Genomic DNA, 17,656 nt, shown 5'->3' with positions numbered 1-17,656 from the left:
GGAAACCATGCGCGAATATCTCCAGTTCTACATCGATGGGCAGTGGGTGGACCCCATCCGGCCCCACAGCCTCGACGTCGACAATCCGACCACCGAGGAGGTCTCCGGGCGGATCGCCCTGGGGTCCTCGGCCGACGTCGACGTCGCGGTCCAGGCGGCGCGCCGCGCGTTCGCGACGTGGTCGCAGACCACCCGCGAGCAACGGCTCGAGGTGCTGTCGGCCATCATGACCGAATATCAGAAGCGCGCGGGTGACCTCGCCGACGCCGTCCACGAGGAGATGGGTGCGCCCACGTCGCTGGCGGCGGGGCCCCAGGTGAACCTGGGGCTCGGGCATCTGTCCACCGCGATCGACGCGCTGAAGAACTTCGCGTTCGAAGAGCAGCACGGCAGCACGCTGGTGGTGAAGGAACCGATCGGCGTGTGCGGCCTGATCACGCCGTGGAACTGGCCCATCAACCAGATCGCGTGCAAGGTGTTCCCGGCGTTGGCCACCGGCTGCACCATGGTGCTCAAACCGTCCGAGGTCGCGCCCTACTCGGCGCAGATCTTCACCGAGATCCTCGACGCCGCAGGCGTTCCCGCCGGGGTGTACAACCTCGTCTACGGGGACGGCCCGGGTGTCGGCGCGGCGCTGTCCAGCCACCCCGACATCGACATGGTGTCGTTCACCGGTTCGACCCGGGCGGGTGTCGACGTCGCCAAGAACGCCGCGGCCACGGTCAAGCGGGTCACCCAGGAGCTCGGCGGCAAGAGCCCGAACATCGTGCTCGACGACGACGACTTCGCCAAGAGTGTCGCCGCGGGCACGTCGGTGATGATGATGAACAGCGGGCAGAGCTGCAACGCGCCGTCGCGCATGCTGGTGCCCACTGCGCGGATGGACGAGGCGATCGCGGTCGCCCGGGAGACCGCGTCTGCCGTCAAAGTCGGCGATCCGAACGACAAGAAGGCCATCGGGCCGGTCGCGTCGCGGGCACAGTTCGAGAAGATCCAGGGGCTGCTGCAGAAGGGCATCGACGAGGGGGCCACGCTCGTCGTCGGCGGGCCCGGCCGCCCGGACGGGATCGAGACCGGCTACTACGTCAAGCCGACCGTGTTCGCCAACGTCACCAACGACATGACGATCGCGCGCGAGGAGATCTTCGGCCCCGTGCTGTGCATCCTGGGCTACGACGACCTCGACCAGGCGCTCGAGATCGCCAACGACACCGATTACGGTCTGGCGGGCTATGTTTCGGGTGCCGATCTCGAGCAGGCCCGGTCGGTGGCGCGGCGCATCCGCGCCGGCTCGGTCGCGATCAACCACGGGTTCGACATGAACGCCCCGTTCGGCGGCTACAAGCGCAGCGGCAACGGGCGCGAGTGGGGCCAGTTCGGCTTCGACGAATACCTCGAGATCAAGGCCGCGCTGGGGTACGCCCCCGCTTGACACCGAACGTACGGTTTCTGACGATTCTCGGCGGAATTCCGTCAGAAACCGTACGCTCGGCGCGGTGTCGAGCGAAAAGTACACCTACGGAATCGATTTCGACCGCATCGAGGCCGTGGACATCCATACGCACGTGGAGATCGACAGCCACGGGCACCGGGCCTATGACGACGTGCTGGTCGAGGCCACCGCCCGGTACTTCAAGATGCCGGCGGGCATCGTCGCGGCCGTGGACGCCGTCGCGGACGTCTACCGGCGGCACAACACCGCCGCGGTGGTGTTCACCATCGACGCCCGGCACGGTATGCGGCACGCACCCAACTCGATCGAGGATCTGGTCGCGGGCGCGGCCCGCAACAACGACGTGCTGATCCCGTTCGGCAGCGTCGATCCGTGGCAGGGCCGCCACGCCGTGCACCGCGTACACGAACTCGTCCGCGATTTCGGGGTCAAGGGCTTCAAATTCCATCCGAGCATGCAGGCCTTCGAACCCAATGACCGGTCGTACTACCCGATCTACCACGCCATCGCCGAGGCGGGCGTGCCGGCGCTGTTCCACACCGGCCAGACGGGCATGGGGGCGGGCCTGCCCGGCGGGCACGGCATCAAGCTGCGCTACTCCGACCCCATGCTGCTCGACGACGTCGCCGCCGACTTTCCGGAGCTGACGATCGTGATGGCGCACCCCGCCGTGCCGTGGGTGGACGCCCAGATCGCCATCGCCGGCCACAAATCGAACGTCTACATCGACCTGTCCGGGTGGAGCCCCAAGTACTTCCCCCCGCAGCTGGTCCACGCGATGACCCGTCAGCTGCGCACCAAGGTGCTGTTCGGGACCGACTACCCGTACATCCAGATCGACCGGTGGCGCCGCGACTTGGACACCCTCGACGTCGACCCGGCCGTGCTGCCGTTGATCTACAAGCAGAACGCGCTGCGCGTCCTCGGCGTCACTGCCTGACCGCGGGGGACTACTGCTTCTTCTGGGGGTCGTGGCCCCAGTTCATCAGCGAGTACCGCCACTTGCTGTGCTCGACGTCCTTCGACGGCCCCTGCGCGCGGTGCCGCTTGACGTATCCCACGACCTTGCGCATGTGCGCGTAGTCGTCATCGGACAGGTCGGCCTTCTTCGACTCGAGGATCTCGACGATCCGCCGCCCGCTGTGATGCCCGGTGGACTCGCCGCCGTCGGACGATTTCTGGCCGACGGCCTTCGACTCGTCGGTGTCCAGCCACTTGTCGAGTTCCGACGCGGTCATGTTCACCGCGTCGGAGAACTCGTCGTAGGTCTCGGCCGAGTCAGCTGAGCCGCTCATGACTTCTTCTCGAGCGCATCCGGCTTGTGCACCGCGTCGCCGCCGCTCTTGTCGCTGACCACCCGGTACTGCGGCTCGTCCTCCGACGCCCGCACCGTCCGGCCGGCGGCCTCGGTGTCGGAGGTGATCTTCTCTTCGACGGTGCCCTCGGCAGTGCTGCCGTGGCTCTGCCAGGTGACCTTGTCGCCCTTCTTGAATTCCTTGCTCATGGCCGACGAATACCCGGCGGCCCGGCGATGACTCTGACCGAAATCTGACGCGTCAGGCCTTGACGAGGGTGAACTGCCCGAGTTCGCTGACGCCCCGGTTGAAGAAGTCGCTGCAGCCCACCAGGTACTTCATGTACCGCTGGTACACCTCTTCCGACGTGGCGGCCACCGCCTCGTCGTGGTGGGCTTCGAGCGCCTCGGCCCAGGTGTCGAGGGTGCGCACGTAGTCCTTGTTGAGGAACTGCGTCTGCTCCAGCGTGAATCCCGCCTGCGCGGACAGCTCGACGATGTTCTCCTCGCCGGGCACCGATCCGCCCGGGAAGATCTCCTTGGCGATGAACCGCATGAACTTCAGGTCGGTCATCGTGATCGGGATACCCATCTCGGGCCACTTCTTCAACGGGTGGCCGAGAATCGCCTGCAGCAGCATGCGTCCGCCGCTGGGCAGCACGCTGCTGCACATCTTGAAGAACGGCTCGTAGCGCTCCTGCGGGAACGCCTCGATCGCCTCGATGCTGATGATGCGGTCGACCGGCTCGTCGAACTGCTCCCAGCCGCGGAGCAGGATCCGGCGCGAACGCTCGGTGTCCATGCCGTCGAGCAGCTCCTGGGCGAACTTGCGCTGGTTGCGACTGAGGGTCAGCCCGACGACGTTGACGTCGTAGCGCTCGATCGCGCGCTTGAGCACCGACCCCCAGCCGCATCCGATGTCGAGCAGCGTCATCCCCGGCTCGAGGTTCAGCTTGCCGAGCGACAGATCGATCTTGGCCATCTGCGCCTCTTCGAGCGACATGTCGTCACGCTCGTAGTAGGCGCAGCTGTACGTCCGCGACGGGTCCTGGAACAAACCGAAGAAGTCGTCGGAGAGGTCGTAGTGCGCCTGCACCTCCTCGAAGTGGGGCGTCATGTCCTTGCCCGTCCCGGGCGGACCCACCGCACTCTCAGCCATTCCCCGACCGACCTCCATCCGACTCCGTCACGAACGTGCCCAAATTACTACACCGACGTCAATGCCTGCTTCTCACACGTGAACTGTGCGACGTCGGTGTAGCCGTCGCGGAACAGGTTGGCGCAGCCCTGCAAATACTTGAGGAAGCGCTCGTAGATCTCCTCGGACGTGATCTCGATGGCCTCGTCCTTCTTGTTCTCGAGGTTCGACGCCCACGTGTCGAGGGTCTTGACGTAGTGCGGCTGCAGGTGCTGCTCGCGGGTGATCGTGTAGCCGGCCTTCACCGCGTGATCGCGCACCATCGACGCCAGCGGCAAACGGCCACCGGGATAGATGTAATCCATGATGAACTTGATGAAGCGCACATTCGACATGGTCAGGGGCAGTCCCTTGGCCTTGATCTCCTCATCCTCGGGGATGATGATCGTGTGCAGCATCATCACGCCGTCTTCGGGCATCCAGCTGTACGTCTTCTTGAAGTAGTCGTCGTACTTGTTGAAACCGAAGTGCTCGAACGCCCCGATTGACACGATCCGGTCGACCTGACCCTCGAACTCCTCCCACGGCTGCAGCCGGACCTCCATGGACCGCTTGCTGGTGGAGTTGGCGAACCAGTGGTTCTCGATGTGCTCCTTCTGATTCTCCGACAGCGTCAGGCCGATGACGTTCACGTCGTACTTCTCCACGGCCCGCATGATGGTCGCGCCCCAGCCGCAGCCGATGTCGAGCAGCGTCATGCCCGGCTTGAGCCCGAGCTTGCCCAGCGACAGGTCGATCTTCGCCATCTGGGCCTGCTCGAGGGTGTAATCGTCCTTCTCGAAGTAGGCGCAGCTGTAGACCTGGTTCGGGTCCTGCCACAGCTTGAAGAAGTCGTTGGAGATGTCGTAGTGGAACTGCACCTCCTGCTTGTCGGATCCGCGCGTCTCCGCGGCGGACTTCGACAGCCACTTCGACTGGGCCTCGCCCTGCGGGTGCTCGGTTTCCGTGTTCGACATTCGCCCATCCTTCTGCGGTCATCATCGACCTGCCTTCGGGCAGGCCGCCTTTTTCGTATTCACCTGCGGCGCACGGCGCGGGTACGCTGCTGACCCGCCCGGCCACGAGAACTGGCTTCGCCGACCATACCTTTCCTCGCCGCGCGACGGCAGGCGGCGTGCGGAGGAATTCGATCGGCCATCGGACCGAGTTCGGGCGAGGATGGTCGGTATGCCCGGCTCGATGATCTATCTCAAGGCTTGTATCAACGGGGCGCGCACGCCCGACGAGCACCCCGCGCTGCCCGTGAGCCCCGATCAGCTGGCGGCCGAGGCGGTCGCGGCGCACGCCGCCGGCGCCAGGGCGGTGCACCTGCATCCGAAGAACGCCGACGGCGTCGATTCGCTGTCGGCGTCCGACGTCGCGGCCGCGGTGGCCGCGGTGCGGGACGCGGTGCCGGGGTTGCCGCTCGGGGTCACCACCGGCTACTGGGCGCTGCCCGATGCGACGCAGCGACTGCGCGCGATCGACAGCTGGTCCGTGCTGCCCGACTTCGCGTCGGTGAACTGGCACGAACCCGGCTCGCCGGAGCTGGCCGAGCTGCTGCTCAGCCGTGGCATCGGCGTGGAGGCCGGCATCTTCCATGCGGAGGCCGCCCAGTCGTGGGCCGCGTCCGGGGTGGCGGCGCACTGCCTGCGCGTGATGGTCGAACTCGGCGCCGACGGTGACGTGGCCACCGCCGACGAGGTGCTCGCGCTGGTGTCCGCGGCGGACTCGCCGGCGCCGGTACTGCTGCACGGGCTCGATGACAGCTGCTGGCCGCTGCTCCGGCACGCGGGCGTGCGGGGGCTGCAGGCGCGGATCGGGATGGAGGACACGCTGGCGCTGCCCGACGGTTCCCGCGCCGACGGGAATGCGGCCCTGGTGTCGGCCGCGGTCGAGCTGCTCAGTCGGTAGGCGCGCCGAGCGCGAAATCGGCGAAGTCGAAGCCGGGGACGACGACGCAGCTCACGAGACAGGGTTGGTCGTCACGCGGACGGGCGCGCTGCCAGTGACCGGGCGGCACCACGTACTGCGGGGTCTCTCCGGCCATGATGTCGGCGCCCAGCAGATGAGTGGTCGCGGTGTCCTGCTCGGCGCCGACCTCGAGCAGCAGCGGGCCGCCCGAGTGGTACAGCCACAGCTCGGCGCTGCGCACGGTGTGCCACGCCGACTGCTGATCTGGCATGAGCAGGAAGAGGATCGCCGTGCCGGCGTTGCGGCTGCCCGAGTAATCCGGCGGCAGAGCGGACTCCGGCACCGTCAGGTCGCTGCGCCACGTCTCGGTGTACCAGCCCCCCTCGGGGTGCGGGGAAAGCTCCAGCCGACGCGCCCATTCGGGGAGATCGCTCATCGGCCCACCCTAGTAGTCTTTGCCCATGTCTCGCGCCCGTCCCGGCTGGCTGGTGGCGCTGTGTGCGCTGGTCGTGGCCGTGAGCGCCTGGTTGCCCTGGCTCACGTCGTCGGCCGACGGGGGCGGCCGGGCCAACGCGATCGGCGGCGTGGCGGGCGTGATGCCGGTCCCGCCGCCGGGCTTCGGTGTGGGTCAGCTGGTCGTGCTGTTGGCGGCGTCGCTGGTGGTGGCCGGCGCGATGGCAGCACGCGACATCTCGGCCCGGATGGCTTCGACTGTCGCGCTGGCGATTTCGGTGATCCTGGTGGTTCTCGCCTTCTGGTACTACCGGCTCTACGTGTATCCACCGGTGTCGGCGGGCTACGGCCTCTACGTCGCCGGCGGGGTCGCGGTGGCCGCGGCGCTGCTGTCGGTGTGGACGATGCTGGCGGCGTGGACGCGATCGGTGCCGACCACCGGCAGGGTCCGGTGAGCGGCTTCGTCGAACCGGTCACGCTGGCGGGGGAGCGCTGGGTGACGCTGGAACCCCTGCGCGACGATCATCTCGCGGAGATCGAAGCGCTCGCGGCCGATGGCGAACTCGGTCGCCTCTGGTACACCGGTGCGCCGAAAGCCGGTGCGGCCGCGGACTGGCTGCGGACGCGATTGGCGGTGCAGACGCCCGAGACCGGGCTGACGTTCGTGGTGCGCGGCCTCGACGGCGCGATGATCGGCTCGTCGAGCTACATGAACGTCGACGGCCCCAACCGCAGGCTCGAGATCGGGAACACCTGGTACAGCGCCGCGGCTCGGCGCACCGGCGTCAACACCGAGACCAAACTGCTGATGCTGGGCCATGCCTTCGACGTGTTGGGCTGTGTCGCAGTGGAATTCCGTACCCATTTCTTCAATGCGACCAGCCGTGCGGCGATCGAACGGTTGGGCGCAAAGTGCGACGGCATCCTGCGCAGCCATCAGCTGCTGCCCGACGGCTCGCGGCGCGACACGGTGGTGTACTCGATCCTCGACATCGAGTGGCCGGCCGTGCGGTCCAACCTGCGATTCCGGTTGGACCGCACGTAGCGACGGCCCGGCGCTCACGCCGGGGCGATGCGTCACCCGGGTGCGACGACGTCAGGCTTGCGGAGTGGCGCCCCGTTCGGCGGGCAACGGCGCAGTGCTCGGGGCGGGCGCCTGCCCGGATCCGGGTGTCTGGCCGGCGGGGCCGCCCTGGGCCGGCGGTGGCGGAGGGGCCTGCCCACCGGGGCCTGCGGGGCCTCCAGGTCCGCCCGGGGGTGGCGGGGGAGGACCCTGACGATCGGGCCCACCCGGACCGCCGGGGCCGCCATCCGGACCGCGGCCCGGACCACCGGGGCCTTCCGGACCACCGGGACCGCCCGGGCCTTCCGGACCGCCGGGTCCGTGGTGCCGTCCCGGCCCGTCGGGACCCCATCCGCGGCCACCGCCGGGTCCACCGGGGCCGCTCGGCCCGTCGGGACCCCAGCCCGGGCCAGCCGGGAGGGGCGGCGCCGGCTGCGCGACGGACGCGGTGCCGACCGACAGCGACATCGTCGGGTGGGCGTCGAACAACGTGCCGCCGAGGAACCCGATCACCAGACCGGCCGCGGCGGCACCGACGGCCGCACCGACCGGGTGCCGTCGAGCGGGCTCCCGCACGGACGCCCAGCGTCCCTTCTTCTCCTCGGCCGCCACCGGAGTGGCTGCGGGTGCGGCGTACTGGGGTTCCGCAGAGTACGGCTGCGATGCGGAGATGCGGTCGGTCTCGTGGATGTCGTCGGTGTTGTTGTCGTCCGCCGGATCGTGTTGCGGGCGTTCATCGTTGGCCATGAGAACTCTTTCGTCGTCGGAACGTGAACCGATCGCGACGCTAGAGCGCGGTCATGAAGCCAACCTGAAGAACGCCGCCCGCAGCGAAGTCTTCAGATTGGCTTCAGGCGGTCCCGGCCAGAATGGACCCATGGCCGCACCCGCTGACACCGACCGCGCCCCGGCGCGCGTGCTGGTGGTCGAGGATTCCCTCGCCATCCGGGAGATGGTCGTCGACGCCCTCGCGTCCGCCGGGTACGCCGCCGAAGGCCGTGTCGACGGCGAGGCCCTCGAGCAGGCGCTCGACGGCTACCGGCCCGACCTCGTCATCCTGGACATCATGCTGCCCGGCCGCGACGGGTTCGTCCTCGCCGACGTCATCCGGCAGTGGGGGGACGTCGGGCTGATCATGCTGACCGCCCGCGACGGCCTCCCCGACCGGCTGCGCGGCCTCGACGGCGGCGCCGACGACTACGTCGTCAAACCTTTCGAGTTGCCCGAGCTGGTGTCCCGCGTGGGCGCGGTCCTGCGTCGCCGGGGCCGCCTGCCCGCCACCGTGCAGACCGGTGACCTCGTCGTCGACCGCGGCGCCGGCGTCGCGTCGCGCGCCGGCACCCGGCTCGAGTTGACGGCCACCGAGTTCCGGCTTCTCGACTTCCTCCTCGACCAGCGGGGGCGCATCGTCAGCGCCCACCAGATCCTCAACGCGGTGTGGGGGTACGCCTCCTACGACGACAATCTGGTCCACGTCCACATCAGCAGCCTGCGTCGCAAGATGGAAGCGCACGGTCCGCGGATCCTGCACACCGTGCGCGGCATCGGTTACCGACTGCAGGCCCCGGCCCGGTGACCCCGACCACCGCGACGCCGTCGCTGCAGCGCCGAGTGGTGATCGCCGTGCTGGCCTTCCTCGCCGTCCTGCTCGTGGTGCTCGGCGTCGTCATCGACCTGCTGATCGGCGCCCAGGCCCGGCGGGATCTCAACGACCGTCTGCAGGCCGGCGTCAGCCGGGTCGACGCCCTGGCCCGGGCGGGCGCGCCGCCGTGGCAATGGGCCGCCGAAGTCGACGGAGGCGGCATCCGTGCAGCAGTCGTGACCGCCGACGGCGAGCGCTACGGCGACCCGGCGATCAACCCCGACATCGTGATCGGCCAGGACGTCCCCCCGCCGCCTCCGCCCCGCCCGCCGGGCCGCGACCGGGGTCCCGGACGGCCCGACGGACCTCGCCCGCCGCCACCTCCGGACGCCACCGCGACGGCCGTCGACCACGTTCTGCCCGACGGCAGCCGGCTGATCCTGGTGGCCGACACCACCGCGACGTCGGCCCTGCTGCGGCAACTGCGCATCCTCATGGTGGTCGCCGGGATCGCGGTCCTCGTCATCACCGCGGTGGGCGTCGCGCTGATCGCCCGCACCACCATGCTGCCGCTGACCCGGCTGACCGACGTCGCCGAATCGATTGCCGCGGGCGACCGCGGCCGCCGCATGCGCCCCGACCGACCGGGCACCGAACTCGGCCGCGCGGCACAGGCTTTCGACACCATGGTCGACGCACTGGAGTACTCCGAGAACCGGGCGCACACTTCGGCGCAGGCCGCTTCACACGCTGAGGCGTCGACGCGCCGATTCCTCGCCGATGCCGCCCACGAGCTACGCACGCCCATCGCCGGGATCCTCGCCGCGGCAGACCAGATCGTCTCCTCGGCCGTGCAGCGCGACGACCCGGAGTCGGACCGGCAGCGACACCGCGCCGAACTCGTGCTCAGCGAGGCTCGCCGGGCCGGGCGGCTGGTCGCCGACATGCTCGACCTCAGCCGCATCGACGCCGGCTCGCCGCTCGATCTGCAGCCGTGCGACCTGGCGGCTCTCGCCGATGCCGAGCGGGACCGCAGCGCCGTCCTGGCCCCCGGACTGGAGATCCGGCGCAGCGGCGACACCACGCTGCCGGTGCTCGCCGATCCTCTGCGTATCGCGCAGATCCTGGCCAATGTCGTCGACAACGCCCGCCGTCACACACCCCCGGGCGGGACCGTCGCGATCGATGCGCGCGCGGTCGGCGGTCGCGCCGTCCTCACCGTCACGGACACGGGCACCGGGGTGCCCGACGATCAGCGCGACCACATCTTCGAACGGCTCGTCCGCCTCGACGAAGCCCGCGACCGTGATCGTGGCGGCGCCGGACTCGGCCTGCCCATCGCCCGGGCCTTGGCGCGGGCGCACGGCGGCGACCTCGTCAACGTGCCGCACCGGCCTGGGGCACGGTTCGTCCTGACGCTGCCGCTGCGCCAGCCGGCGGGGGGCGGCTGATCTGCTGTGGTTGCCGGCATCGGGTGGCCCGCCGTGCGGTCCAACCGGCGAATCCGGTTGGGCCGCACCGGCGGAGCCGTCGGACTATTCGGCGTCGACCGTGGTCGGCGAGATGGACGCCTGGGAGCCCGCGTGGGTGATCTCCACCTTGCGGGGCTTCGCGCGCTCCGCGACGGGGATGGTCACCGTCAACACGCCGTTCTCGTAGGTCGCCGAGATCGCGCCGGTGTCGATGCCGTCGCCGAGCGAGAGCTGCCTGCGGTAGCCGCCGAAGAAGCGCTCGTTGGCGAGCCACTGGGCCGATTCATCGGACCGCGCCGTGCGGTGGGCCGAGATCGTCAGCGTGCCGTTGTCGACGTTGACGTCGACCGAACCGGGGTCGACGCCGGGCAGATCGGCGGTGAGCACATAGTGGTCGTCGATCTTGCAGAGGTCCATCGGCATGAAACGCGGAACGCGATTTGATCCGGTCTGGCTGCTCAGCAAGCCCCGGGTCAACGCATCAAGGTCACTGAACGGATCAAAGCGGAGCACAGTAATCCACCTCCTACGTCACTCAGGGCCCGCCACCCTGGCGGGCGACTAAATCACTGTGCACCAGCGAGATTAGCACTCGACATCTGAGAGTGCCAAGAACTTTCGGACGAATTTCTCCGGTTTCCACAGAGCCGGCGAGGGATGAGGGTCCAAAGGCCCTCCCTTCGCGCAGCGAACTGCGTTACAGAGGAGTGGTGCAACGAGACGTCGTCGCGGATCCCGCGACCGGGGCGCCGCTCGAGGGATCCGACGAGACGTCTCAGTTGCGCCGCTTCATCGACAGCCTCCCTGCGCTGGTCGGCTACTGGGACCACGAATGCCGCAATGTGATCGCCAACGCCGCGTACGTCGAATACTTCGGGATGACCCCGGATCAGATCCGGGGTCGGCACATCAGAGACGTGCTGGGCGAGGCTGTCTACGCCCTGAATCTGCCCCACATCGACGGCGTGCTGGCCGGCCGGGAGCAACTCTTCGAGCGCACACTGATCGACCAAAACGGCATGACCCGGCACACGCAGGCGTCCTACGTTCCCGACATCGTCGACGACGAGGTTCGCGGCTTCGTCGTCCAGGTCACCGACGTGACGGCCCGGGTGGAGGCGGAACGGACACGCGACGAGGCCGTGCGACTGTTCGAGATCAGCATGGCGCACGCGCCGGTCGGCACCGTGGTGGTCGATACGGCCGGCATTGTGCTGCAGGCCAATCCGGCCTTCTGCGCGCTGATGCGCTGCACCGAGCCGGAACTTGTCGGCGGCGATTTCCGCCGGTTCGTGCATCCCGACAACCTCGAGTCGGGGGAGGCGGAGTTCACCGCGCTGGTGAACGGGACAACGCCGCATCTGTCGTCGGAACGGCGATACCTCAGGGCCGACGGCACAGCGGTGTGGCTGCAGCGGGACCTCGTGCTGGTGCCGGCGGCGCGCAACGGACAGGACGTGGCCGTTGCCCAGTTCCAGGACATCACCGCGCGCAGAGCCGCCGAGGTCGAACTGGCCCGGCTCGCGGTCACCGATCAGCTGACCGGACTGCCGAACCGGCGCGCGCTGGTGGAGCGCCTCGAGTGGCACCACGCGGAGTCCCCGGACGAGCCCATCGGCGTGCTCTTCATCGACCTAGACGGTTTCAAACTCGTCAACGACGTGCACGGTCACGCCGTCGGCGACGCCGTCCTCACCTCCGCCGCACAGCGGCTCGCCTCGCTCGTCGAGCCGCCCAACAGCGCCTACCGCCTCGGCGGCGACGAGTTCGTGGTCGTGATGCCCGTGCCTCCGGGCTCCACCGGCCGGCCTGCGCTCGTCCGCCGCGTCGCGCTCGACCTGTCCGCGCCGTACCAGACCGCGACCACGCCGGTGCGGCTCGCCGCATCGGTGGGCTACGCCCAGGCGGTCACCGACGACGTCGAATCGCTACTGCGGGCCGCCGACGCCGAGATGTACCGGCACAAGAGCCGCCGGCGCTGACTGGTCACTCGCGCCCGCCGAGGTCGACCTCGATCGTCGCGACGACGCCGGCGGTCCGGCCGGGCGCGGCCTGATGGGCCCAGTAGAGGTTGGTGTGGTCGATGACAGCCGGAACCGGGGGCGCGCCCCATGCGGTCTTGTCGCCGGCGGTGTGCGCGTCGGCCACGAGGTCGACGTCGTAGCCGCGCGTGAACGCGCCGTGCAGCGTACTGCGAACGCAGGCATCGGTTTCCGCGCCGGTCACCACGAGGCGGCCGACCCGCCGGTCGGCCAGCGTCTGCTCCAGCGGGGTGTCCTCGAACGCGTCGCCGTAGCTCTTGTCGATGATCGGCTCGCCATCGGCGGGAGACAGCTCGGACACGATGTGCCATCCGTCGCTGCCGTAGGGGAGCCCGTCGTCGTGGTGGCGGACCCACACCACCGGGGTGTCCGCGCGCCGCGCGCGCTCGACGAGATCGGCGATGTTGGCCACCACGGCGTCTCGCCGGTAGGCGCCGTCGACGACGACGTTCTGCACGTCCACGACCAGCAGGGCGGTGGCGGAACGGTTTTCGAGCGTGGTCATGCCGTCATTATCCGGGATCCGCGCAGCCGAACACAGCACTGATCGCACACCAGGGCGGGGTGGAACCGCCGCCCGCACCCGCGGTGGGTCAGCAGCACCGCGGTGCCCTCGGGGTCGGGATACCAGCGCTGCGCCCACTCCAGCGCACACACCAGCACAGGGAAGAACGCGCGGCCCTTCTCGGTCAGCCGGTACCGGCCTCCGGTGCTGTGCAGTATCCCATCGGCGGTGAACGTCGTGAGTCGGTGGGCGATGGTTCCGGGTGGGGCGCCCAGCTCGGTCTGCAGATCGGTGAACCGGTCGATCCCGACGAACGCGGCCACCAGCAGCGCGAAGCCCCACCGGTCGCCGATCACGCTCATCGTCTGCGGGAACACCGCGCCCGCGCCGAGACGGCGCTCACCCGACCTGCGCCGGTGGGTCGTCGACGGCGTGGACCGGGCCCAGGAACCACTCGGACCCCACTGCGCCACAACGTCTTTCTCGGTCGCCTGCGTGTCGCAGGCGCGACAGGTCAGCACAGGAGAGAAGTCGGCGCCGCACGAGGCGTGCCGCATCGCGGGCAGCGACGTCACGTGCTCGGTGACCCAGGTGCGCTCCCACTCCCAGATGGAGGTCAGCATCGGCCACAGCGACCGGCTCCTGGGCGTCACCGGGTACTCGGCACGCGACGGCCTGGTCTGGTACTCGCGGCGGGTCAGCAGATCCTCATCGACCAGGGAACGCAGGCGCGCCGACAGCACGGAATGTGATACCGGGAGCGCGTCGCTGAAATCCCCGTACCGCGTGGCGCCCAGCAGCGCTTGCTGGATGATCAGCAGGGTCCACTCGTCACCGAGTGTTCCGAGCATCCGGGCGACGGCGTTCGGACCGCCCGTCACAGGCCGATCGCGGCGGCCGCGGAGTCGGTCTCGCGCCACCGGGGAAGGTCCGCCCCCGGTGCCCACGTCGAGTGCGTGCCGCTCGAGATCCGTTCCGGCAGTGCGAGGGTGCACACCGGACCATCGCCGACGCGGGCCGCGTCGAACACCAGGCAGTAGGAGGCGTCGGCGTTCATGTCGGTGGTGAGCGTGACGAGGTAGCCGTCGTCCTCGGCGCGATCGCCGGCACCGCCGCCGGTCCGGGGCGCCATCGCGGTCTCGCTGCCGTACACGCCGTCGCCGAACGCGAAGCGCTCCTCGCGGCCGGTGTGCAGATCGTGTTTGAGCAGCCCGTCGAACAGGAACCAGGCCGGCTTGCCCGTCGCGGCGTAGGTGTAGCGGTAGCGCAGGCCGGCGTGGTCGGGATTGATCATGCCGAACTCGCTGATGCTGTCCGACAACTGCTCTTCGCGGACCTCGCCGGTGACGAGGTTGAACCGCCACCGGTGCAGCCGCGCCTGCATCCGGTCCAGCGCCAGGAACCGGAAGGCGCGCTGCCACTTGTTCCCCATGCCGTTGTCGGCCGGCTCGGGATCGCCCTGAAAGAAGCCGTCGACCACGATCTCGTCGCCGTCCTCGTAGGCGTTGGGGAAGTGCAGCACGTAGGTCGGGTCGGCCTCGAACCACCTGATCTGGGAGACGTCGCCCCTGCGCGGGATGACTGCGAACCGCGACGGGGTGTCGCGGTGGAATCGCGGCAGATGCACGTTGTGCTCGAGCAGCGAGGGCTCCCAGAACAGCGGAAAGTCGTTGAGAATCACATAGTTCTCGGTGAACGCCATGTCGTGGGGCAGTCGCGGGCCGGGCAGCTCGACGTCCACGGTGTGCACCACCTGCCCGGAATCGCTCACCACGCCGTAGCGCAGATACGGCGCCTGCTTGCTGTAGGAGAAGTAGAACAGTTCCCCGGTGCGGGCGTCGACCTTCGGGTGCGCCGACACTCCCCAGTCGGACGGGAAGCCGCCGTTCCAGTCCTCCTTGCCCAGCGCGTCGCCGGTGCACGGGTCCATGCGGTAGAGGTCGCCGCACTGGTAGTGGCTGGTCAGCGCGACGCCGCGGTGCACGATCACATCGGTCGACGACGCGTCTTTCATCAAAGTCCTTGCGCCCCAGCCGTAGTCGCGGCGGGACAACTCGATCGGTTCGGCGATGCCGGGCCACAGCGGGCCGTTCGCCGCGTTCTCCTCGCGTAAGCCGTCGGTCTGGACGAACCTGTTGCGGTAGAACGCCTTTCCGTCGCGGAAGCCGACGATGTGCAACATTCCGTCACCGTCGAACGGGTGGTAGTTCTTCAGCGCCGGGTGCAGCGGGTTCTCGGTATTGCGTAGATACACGCCGTCGAGGTCGTCGGGAATGCTGCCCGCGACCACGGTCAGATCGTCGGCGTCCCACTCGGTGGTCTGCGGCCGCCAGGGCCCGGTCCGGTAGGGGTGGTCGTCATCGGCCGGCAGCGTCGACAGGTAGGTGGCGACGATCTCCGGATGGGTACGCAGGCTCATGGGTGACTCCCGACGACGAAGGTGACCGTGGTGGCGGTGCTGCCACCGAAGTTGAGGGTGCCGAACGTCTGTGCCCCGTCGACCTGGTAGGAGCCGGCGGTTCCGCTCACCTGTTTCGCGGCGTCGAGCAGCATCCGGACTCCTGACGCGCCGACGGGATGGCCGCCTCCGATCAGACCGCCGCTGGGGTTGATCGGGCACCTGCCGTCGACGTCGATGTCGCCGCTCTCGATGGCCTTCCACGATTCGCCCGGCGGCGTCAGCCCGATGTGGTCGATGGCGAGGTACTCGCTGGGGGTGAAGCAGTCGTGCACCTCGAACCCGTCGATGTCGTCGAGGCGCACCTGCGCGCGATCGAACGCGTCCTGCACGGCCGAGCGCACATGGGGCAGGACATAGCGCTGACCGGCTGAGCGGTCGAGTTTCTGCTGCAGGCCCAGGCCGACGGTGCGGTGCCCCCAGCCGTCGATGCGGCCCAGCGGTCGCGCGGTCGGATGGTCGCGCAGCCAGTCGTCGGTGACCAGGACCACGCCTGCGCCGCCGTCGGTGAGCTGGCTGCAGTCGAACCGGCGCAGTCTGCCCTCGATGGTGGGGTTGCTGACATCGTCGTCGGTCAGCGGTTCGGGCACGGCCCAGGTGCGGGTCTGCGCGTTCGGGTTGGCGCGCGCGTTGGCGAGATTGCGGGCCGCGATCGCCCGCAGATGGGTGTCGTCGAGGCCGTGGCGCCGGTCGTATTCGGCTGCGACCGTCTCGAACATGTGCGGCCACACGTACTTCGCGTCCGCACCTTCGTGGCCCGTCCACGCCGCGGTGCCCAGGATCGAGGTCGCTGCGTCACCGGGCACCGTCTTCTCCAGCTCCACCCCGATCACCAGGGCGGTGCGGTAGGCGCCCGAGCGCAGGTCGGCCATCGCGGCCAGAGTCGCAACGCTGCCCGAAGCGCACGCCGCCTCGTGCCGGGTCGCAGGCACGTCCCACAGGCCGTCGTGGACGGTGGCCGGCATCGCGCCGAGGTGGCCCTGCCGGGCGAACAGCTCACCGAAGGCGTTGGCCACGTGGACGACACCGATATCGGCGGCGTCCAGCCGGGATGCGGCCAGCGTCGCGTCGACGACCTCGGCCGTCAGGCCCGAGAAGTCCAGCCCCTCCCGATCGAAGTTGCGAGCGAAGTCGCTCTGGTACCCGCCGAGGATCCACACACCGGGTGCGCTCATCTTCGGCACGCTACTACAACTAACGGAGTGACTGGGAGCAAGTGCGGTCTCGTCGGCTGCAGGTCTGAACCGACGAGACCTAACAGGGGCCTTGGTCGACCGAGGCACCTGTCTGCGGGCCTGCATTGCCCGCAAGTCAGCAGGGCAAACCCCGCCCGGTGTACGGTTCCGTCGATGTGGGAATCATCAGGGTCATGACGGGGTCGACCAATCAGGAGCTCGCGCAGCGAATGGCTGAGCTGGCCCGGGCGGTGGCAGCGCCCCGCAGTGTCGACGATGTCTTGAACGACGTCACCCGCGAGGTGATGGAACTCATCCCGAGCGCCGACGCGGCCGGGATCCTCTTCGTGGGCAAGGCGGGCCGCTTCGAGTCGGTTGCCGGCACCTCTGAACTGCCGCATGAGCTCGACCGGCTGCAGATGACGTTCAAGGAAGGGCCCTGCCTGCAGGCCGCCCTCGACGAGTTCATCGTGCGGTCCGACGACTTCGCCGCCGAGAATCGCTGGCCGCGGTATTCCGCCGCGGCCGCCGAGTTGGGTGTGCGTAGCGGCCTGTCGTTCAAGCTGTACACGACCGACCAGACCGCCGGCGCCCTCAACCTGTTCGCGCAAGAACCGAACTCCTTCGGCGCCCCGGACGAGAACATCGGGGCGATTCTGGCCGCCCATGCCGCGGCGGCGATCATGGCGAGCCGGCAGAACGAGCAGCTGCAGTCGGCGCTGTCGACCCGCGACCGCATCGGGCAGGCCAAGGGCATCATCATGGAGCGCTACAACGTCGACGATGTGGCGGCATTCGACATGCTGCGCCGGCTGTCGCAGGACAGCAACACCAAGCTGACCGACATCGCCCAGCGGGTGATCGACACCCGCGGTACCTGACCCGCCGAACGTACGGTTTGTGACGGCGTCACCCGCACGACGCGTCAGAAAGCGGACACTCGACGCGAAAAATCACACAGTGCCCCCGGCAGTGTGGTGTTTCAAGACATCGGAATAGGGTGTCTCAAGACATCGGCATAGGTGATTCGGCCAGTTTCAGCTGGTGTCGAAAGCGCGTTTGGTCATC

The 17,656-nt window shown here is 68.9% G+C and carries 20 protein-coding genes; 9 read left to right on the top strand and 11 right to left on the bottom strand.

The annotated features are described in order from the left end of the window. Window positions 1–7: 7 nt before the first annotated feature. Both MCHUDSM44219_RS18285 and MCHUDSM44219_RS18280 read left to right on the top strand, forming a co-directional pair. On the top strand, window positions 8–1,432 hold the full coding sequence (locus MCHUDSM44219_RS18285) for an aldehyde dehydrogenase family protein (protein ID WP_048419742.1): 1,425 nt from the start codon (window positions 8–10) through the stop codon (window positions 1,430–1,432). Window positions 1,433–1,496: 64 nt separating this feature from the next. Continuing rightward, entirely contained in the window at window positions 1,497–2,393 is an 897-nt protein-coding gene (locus tag MCHUDSM44219_RS18280; protein WP_048419671.1) for an amidohydrolase family protein, read from the top strand. A 10-nt stretch (window positions 2,394–2,403) separates the two neighbouring features. Here MCHUDSM44219_RS18280 and MCHUDSM44219_RS18275 read toward each other — a convergent pair whose 3' ends face one another. The 4 genes from MCHUDSM44219_RS18275 to MCHUDSM44219_RS18260 are packed head-to-tail and all read right to left on the bottom strand — an operon-like array spanning window position 2,404 to window position 4,901. Then, on the bottom strand, window positions 2,404–2,748 hold the full coding sequence (locus tag MCHUDSM44219_RS18275; RefSeq protein WP_048419670.1) for a DUF3140 domain-containing protein: 345 nt from the start codon (window positions 2,746–2,748) through the stop codon (window positions 2,404–2,406). Continuing rightward, entirely contained in the window at window positions 2,745–2,957 is a 213-nt protein-coding gene (locus MCHUDSM44219_RS18270; RefSeq protein ID WP_048419669.1) for a hypervirulence associated TUDOR domain-containing protein, read from the bottom strand. The genes MCHUDSM44219_RS18275 and MCHUDSM44219_RS18270 overlap by 4 nt, the downstream gene beginning before the upstream one ends. Window positions 2,958–3,009: 52 nt before the next feature. After that, window positions 3,010–3,906 (bottom strand): cyclopropane mycolic acid synthase family methyltransferase, encoded by an 897-nt coding sequence (locus MCHUDSM44219_RS18265; RefSeq protein ID WP_048419668.1) that lies wholly within the window; start codon window positions 3,904–3,906, stop codon window positions 3,010–3,012. 47 nt (window positions 3,907–3,953) lie between these two features. Then, entirely contained in the window at window positions 3,954–4,901 is a 948-nt protein-coding gene (locus MCHUDSM44219_RS18260) for a cyclopropane mycolic acid synthase family methyltransferase (protein ID WP_048419667.1), read from the bottom strand. A 211-nt stretch (window positions 4,902–5,112) separates the two neighbouring features. On the opposite strand from MCHUDSM44219_RS18260, the gene MCHUDSM44219_RS18255 reads away from it, so the two are divergent. Continuing rightward, on the top strand, window positions 5,113–5,838 hold the full coding sequence (locus MCHUDSM44219_RS18255) for a 3-keto-5-aminohexanoate cleavage protein (RefSeq protein ID WP_048419741.1): 726 nt from the start codon (window positions 5,113–5,115) through the stop codon (window positions 5,836–5,838). Here MCHUDSM44219_RS18255 and MCHUDSM44219_RS18250 read toward each other — a convergent pair. Further along, window positions 5,828–6,274 (bottom strand): cupin domain-containing protein, encoded by a 447-nt coding sequence (locus tag MCHUDSM44219_RS18250; protein ID WP_048419666.1) that lies wholly within the window; start codon window positions 6,272–6,274, stop codon window positions 5,828–5,830. The genes MCHUDSM44219_RS18255 and MCHUDSM44219_RS18250 overlap by 11 nt on opposite strands. 25 nt (window positions 6,275–6,299) lie before the next feature. Between MCHUDSM44219_RS18250 and MCHUDSM44219_RS18245 the strand changes: the two genes are divergently transcribed. Together MCHUDSM44219_RS18245 and MCHUDSM44219_RS18240 are read left to right on the top strand one after the other, a co-directional pair. Then, on the top strand, window positions 6,300–6,746 hold the full coding sequence (locus MCHUDSM44219_RS18245) for a hypothetical protein (RefSeq protein WP_048419665.1): 447 nt from the start codon (window positions 6,300–6,302) through the stop codon (window positions 6,744–6,746). Next, entirely contained in the window at window positions 6,743–7,336 is a 594-nt protein-coding gene (locus MCHUDSM44219_RS18240) for a GNAT family N-acetyltransferase (protein ID WP_048419740.1), read from the top strand. The genes MCHUDSM44219_RS18245 and MCHUDSM44219_RS18240 overlap by 4 nt, the downstream gene beginning before the upstream one ends. A 51-nt stretch (window positions 7,337–7,387) precedes the next feature. Here MCHUDSM44219_RS18240 and MCHUDSM44219_RS30505 read toward each other — a convergent pair whose 3' ends face one another. Then, window positions 7,388–8,101, bottom strand: coding sequence for a hypothetical protein (locus tag MCHUDSM44219_RS30505; RefSeq protein WP_053081296.1), 714 nt, complete (start codon window positions 8,099–8,101; stop codon window positions 7,388–7,390). A 130-nt stretch (window positions 8,102–8,231) separates the two neighbouring features. Between MCHUDSM44219_RS30505 and MCHUDSM44219_RS18230 the strand changes: the two genes are divergently transcribed. Continuing rightward, window positions 8,232–8,930, top strand: a complete 699-nt coding sequence (locus tag MCHUDSM44219_RS18230) for a response regulator transcription factor (protein ID WP_048419664.1) — start codon at window positions 8,232–8,234, stop codon at window positions 8,928–8,930. After that, the gene (locus MCHUDSM44219_RS18225) at window positions 8,927–10,387 is read left to right on the top strand and encodes a sensor histidine kinase (RefSeq protein ID WP_048419663.1); all 1,461 of its coding nucleotides are present in this window, start codon (window positions 8,927–8,929) and stop codon (window positions 10,385–10,387) included. The genes MCHUDSM44219_RS18230 and MCHUDSM44219_RS18225 overlap by 4 nt, the downstream gene beginning before the upstream one ends. Window positions 10,388–10,471: 84 nt before the next feature. On the opposite strand, the gene MCHUDSM44219_RS18220 is transcribed toward MCHUDSM44219_RS18225, so the two are convergent. Then, window positions 10,472–10,921, bottom strand: a complete 450-nt coding sequence (locus MCHUDSM44219_RS18220; RefSeq protein WP_048419662.1) for an Hsp20/alpha crystallin family protein — start codon at window positions 10,919–10,921, stop codon at window positions 10,472–10,474. Window positions 10,922–11,118: 197 nt separating this feature from the next. Between MCHUDSM44219_RS18220 and MCHUDSM44219_RS18215 the strand changes: the two genes are divergently transcribed. After that, window positions 11,119–12,390 (top strand): diguanylate cyclase domain-containing protein, encoded by a 1,272-nt coding sequence (locus MCHUDSM44219_RS18215; protein ID WP_131722329.1) that lies wholly within the window; start codon window positions 11,119–11,121, stop codon window positions 12,388–12,390. Between the two features lie 4 nt (window positions 12,391–12,394). On the opposite strand, the gene MCHUDSM44219_RS18210 is transcribed toward MCHUDSM44219_RS18215, so the two are convergent. From MCHUDSM44219_RS18210 to MCHUDSM44219_RS18195, 4 genes are read right to left on the bottom strand one after another with little or no spacing between them, the layout of a single operon-like run. Then, window positions 12,395–12,955: an isochorismatase family protein gene (locus tag MCHUDSM44219_RS18210; RefSeq protein ID WP_048419660.1), complete on the bottom strand. Its 561-nt coding sequence runs from the start codon at window positions 12,953–12,955 to the stop codon at window positions 12,395–12,397. Next, window positions 12,952–13,806 carry a winged helix-turn-helix transcriptional regulator gene (locus MCHUDSM44219_RS18205; protein ID WP_048419738.1) on the bottom strand — a complete coding sequence of 285 codons (855 nt, stop codon included), beginning with the start codon at window positions 13,804–13,806 and terminating at the stop codon, window positions 12,952–12,954. Before MCHUDSM44219_RS18205 ends, MCHUDSM44219_RS18210 begins: the two co-directional genes overlap by 4 nt. 26 nt (window positions 13,807–13,832) lie before the next feature. Beyond that, the gene (locus tag MCHUDSM44219_RS18200) at window positions 13,833–15,374 is read right to left on the bottom strand and encodes a carotenoid oxygenase family protein (protein ID WP_048419659.1); all 1,542 of its coding nucleotides are present in this window, start codon (window positions 15,372–15,374) and stop codon (window positions 13,833–13,835) included. Further along, on the bottom strand, window positions 15,371–16,588 hold the full coding sequence (locus MCHUDSM44219_RS18195) for an acetyl-CoA acetyltransferase (protein ID WP_048419737.1): 1,218 nt from the start codon (window positions 16,586–16,588) through the stop codon (window positions 15,371–15,373). Before MCHUDSM44219_RS18195 ends, MCHUDSM44219_RS18200 begins: the two co-directional genes overlap by 4 nt. A 194-nt stretch (window positions 16,589–16,782) precedes the next feature. On the opposite strand from MCHUDSM44219_RS18195, the gene MCHUDSM44219_RS18190 reads away from it, so the two are divergent. After that, window positions 16,783–17,469 carry a GAF and ANTAR domain-containing protein gene (locus tag MCHUDSM44219_RS18190; RefSeq protein WP_048419736.1) on the top strand — a complete coding sequence of 229 codons (687 nt, stop codon included), beginning with the start codon at window positions 16,783–16,785 and terminating at the stop codon, window positions 17,467–17,469. Window positions 17,470–17,656 lie beyond the last annotated feature (187 nt).

This window comes from Mycolicibacterium chubuense (assembly GCF_001044255.1).
Taxonomy (GTDB): Bacteria; Actinomycetota; Actinomycetes; order Mycobacteriales; family Mycobacteriaceae; genus Mycobacterium; species Mycobacterium chubuense.
This window is presented reverse-complemented; position numbering and strand designations above follow the sequence as displayed.

Excerpts from the sequence above, each read along its gene's own strand:
- MCHUDSM44219_RS18265 (WP_048419668.1), bottom strand. The coding sequence starts at position 3,906 with ATGGCTGAGAGTGCGGTGGGTCCGCCCGGGACGGGCAAGGACATGACG.
- MCHUDSM44219_RS30505 (WP_053081296.1), bottom strand. The coding sequence starts at position 8,101 with ATGGCCAACGATGAACGCCCGCAACACGATCCGGCGGACGACAACAAC.
- MCHUDSM44219_RS18270 (WP_048419669.1), bottom strand. The coding sequence starts at position 2,957 with ATGAGCAAGGAATTCAAGAAGGGCGACAAGGTCACCTGGCAGAGCCAC.
- MCHUDSM44219_RS18245 (WP_048419665.1), top strand. The coding sequence starts at position 6,300 with ATGTCTCGCGCCCGTCCCGGCTGGCTGGTGGCGCTGTGTGCGCTGGTC.
- MCHUDSM44219_RS18230 (WP_048419664.1), top strand. The coding sequence starts at position 8,232 with ATGGCCGCACCCGCTGACACCGACCGCGCCCCGGCGCGCGTGCTGGTG.
- MCHUDSM44219_RS18255 (WP_048419741.1), top strand. The coding sequence starts at position 5,113 with ATGCCCGGCTCGATGATCTATCTCAAGGCTTGTATCAACGGGGCGCGC.
- MCHUDSM44219_RS18190 (WP_048419736.1), top strand. The coding sequence starts at position 16,783 with ATGACGGGGTCGACCAATCAGGAGCTCGCGCAGCGAATGGCTGAGCTG.
- MCHUDSM44219_RS18250 (WP_048419666.1), bottom strand. The coding sequence starts at position 6,274 with ATGAGCGATCTCCCCGAATGGGCGCGTCGGCTGGAGCTTTCCCCGCAC.
- MCHUDSM44219_RS18200 (WP_048419659.1), bottom strand. The coding sequence starts at position 15,374 with ATGAGCCTGCGTACCCATCCGGAGATCGTCGCCACCTACCTGTCGACG.
- MCHUDSM44219_RS18195 (WP_048419737.1), bottom strand. The coding sequence starts at position 16,588 with ATGAGCGCACCCGGTGTGTGGATCCTCGGCGGGTACCAGAGCGACTTC.
- MCHUDSM44219_RS18260 (WP_048419667.1), bottom strand. The coding sequence starts at position 4,901 with ATGTCGAACACGGAAACCGAGCACCCGCAGGGCGAGGCCCAGTCGAAG.
- MCHUDSM44219_RS18210 (WP_048419660.1), bottom strand. The coding sequence starts at position 12,955 with ATGACCACGCTCGAAAACCGTTCCGCCACCGCCCTGCTGGTCGTGGAC.
- MCHUDSM44219_RS18285 (WP_048419742.1), top strand. The coding sequence starts at position 8 with ATGCGCGAATATCTCCAGTTCTACATCGATGGGCAGTGGGTGGACCCC.
- MCHUDSM44219_RS18275 (WP_048419670.1), bottom strand. The coding sequence starts at position 2,748 with ATGAGCGGCTCAGCTGACTCGGCCGAGACCTACGACGAGTTCTCCGAC.
- MCHUDSM44219_RS18205 (WP_048419738.1), bottom strand. The coding sequence starts at position 13,806 with ATGCTCGGAACACTCGGTGACGAGTGGACCCTGCTGATCATCCAGCAA.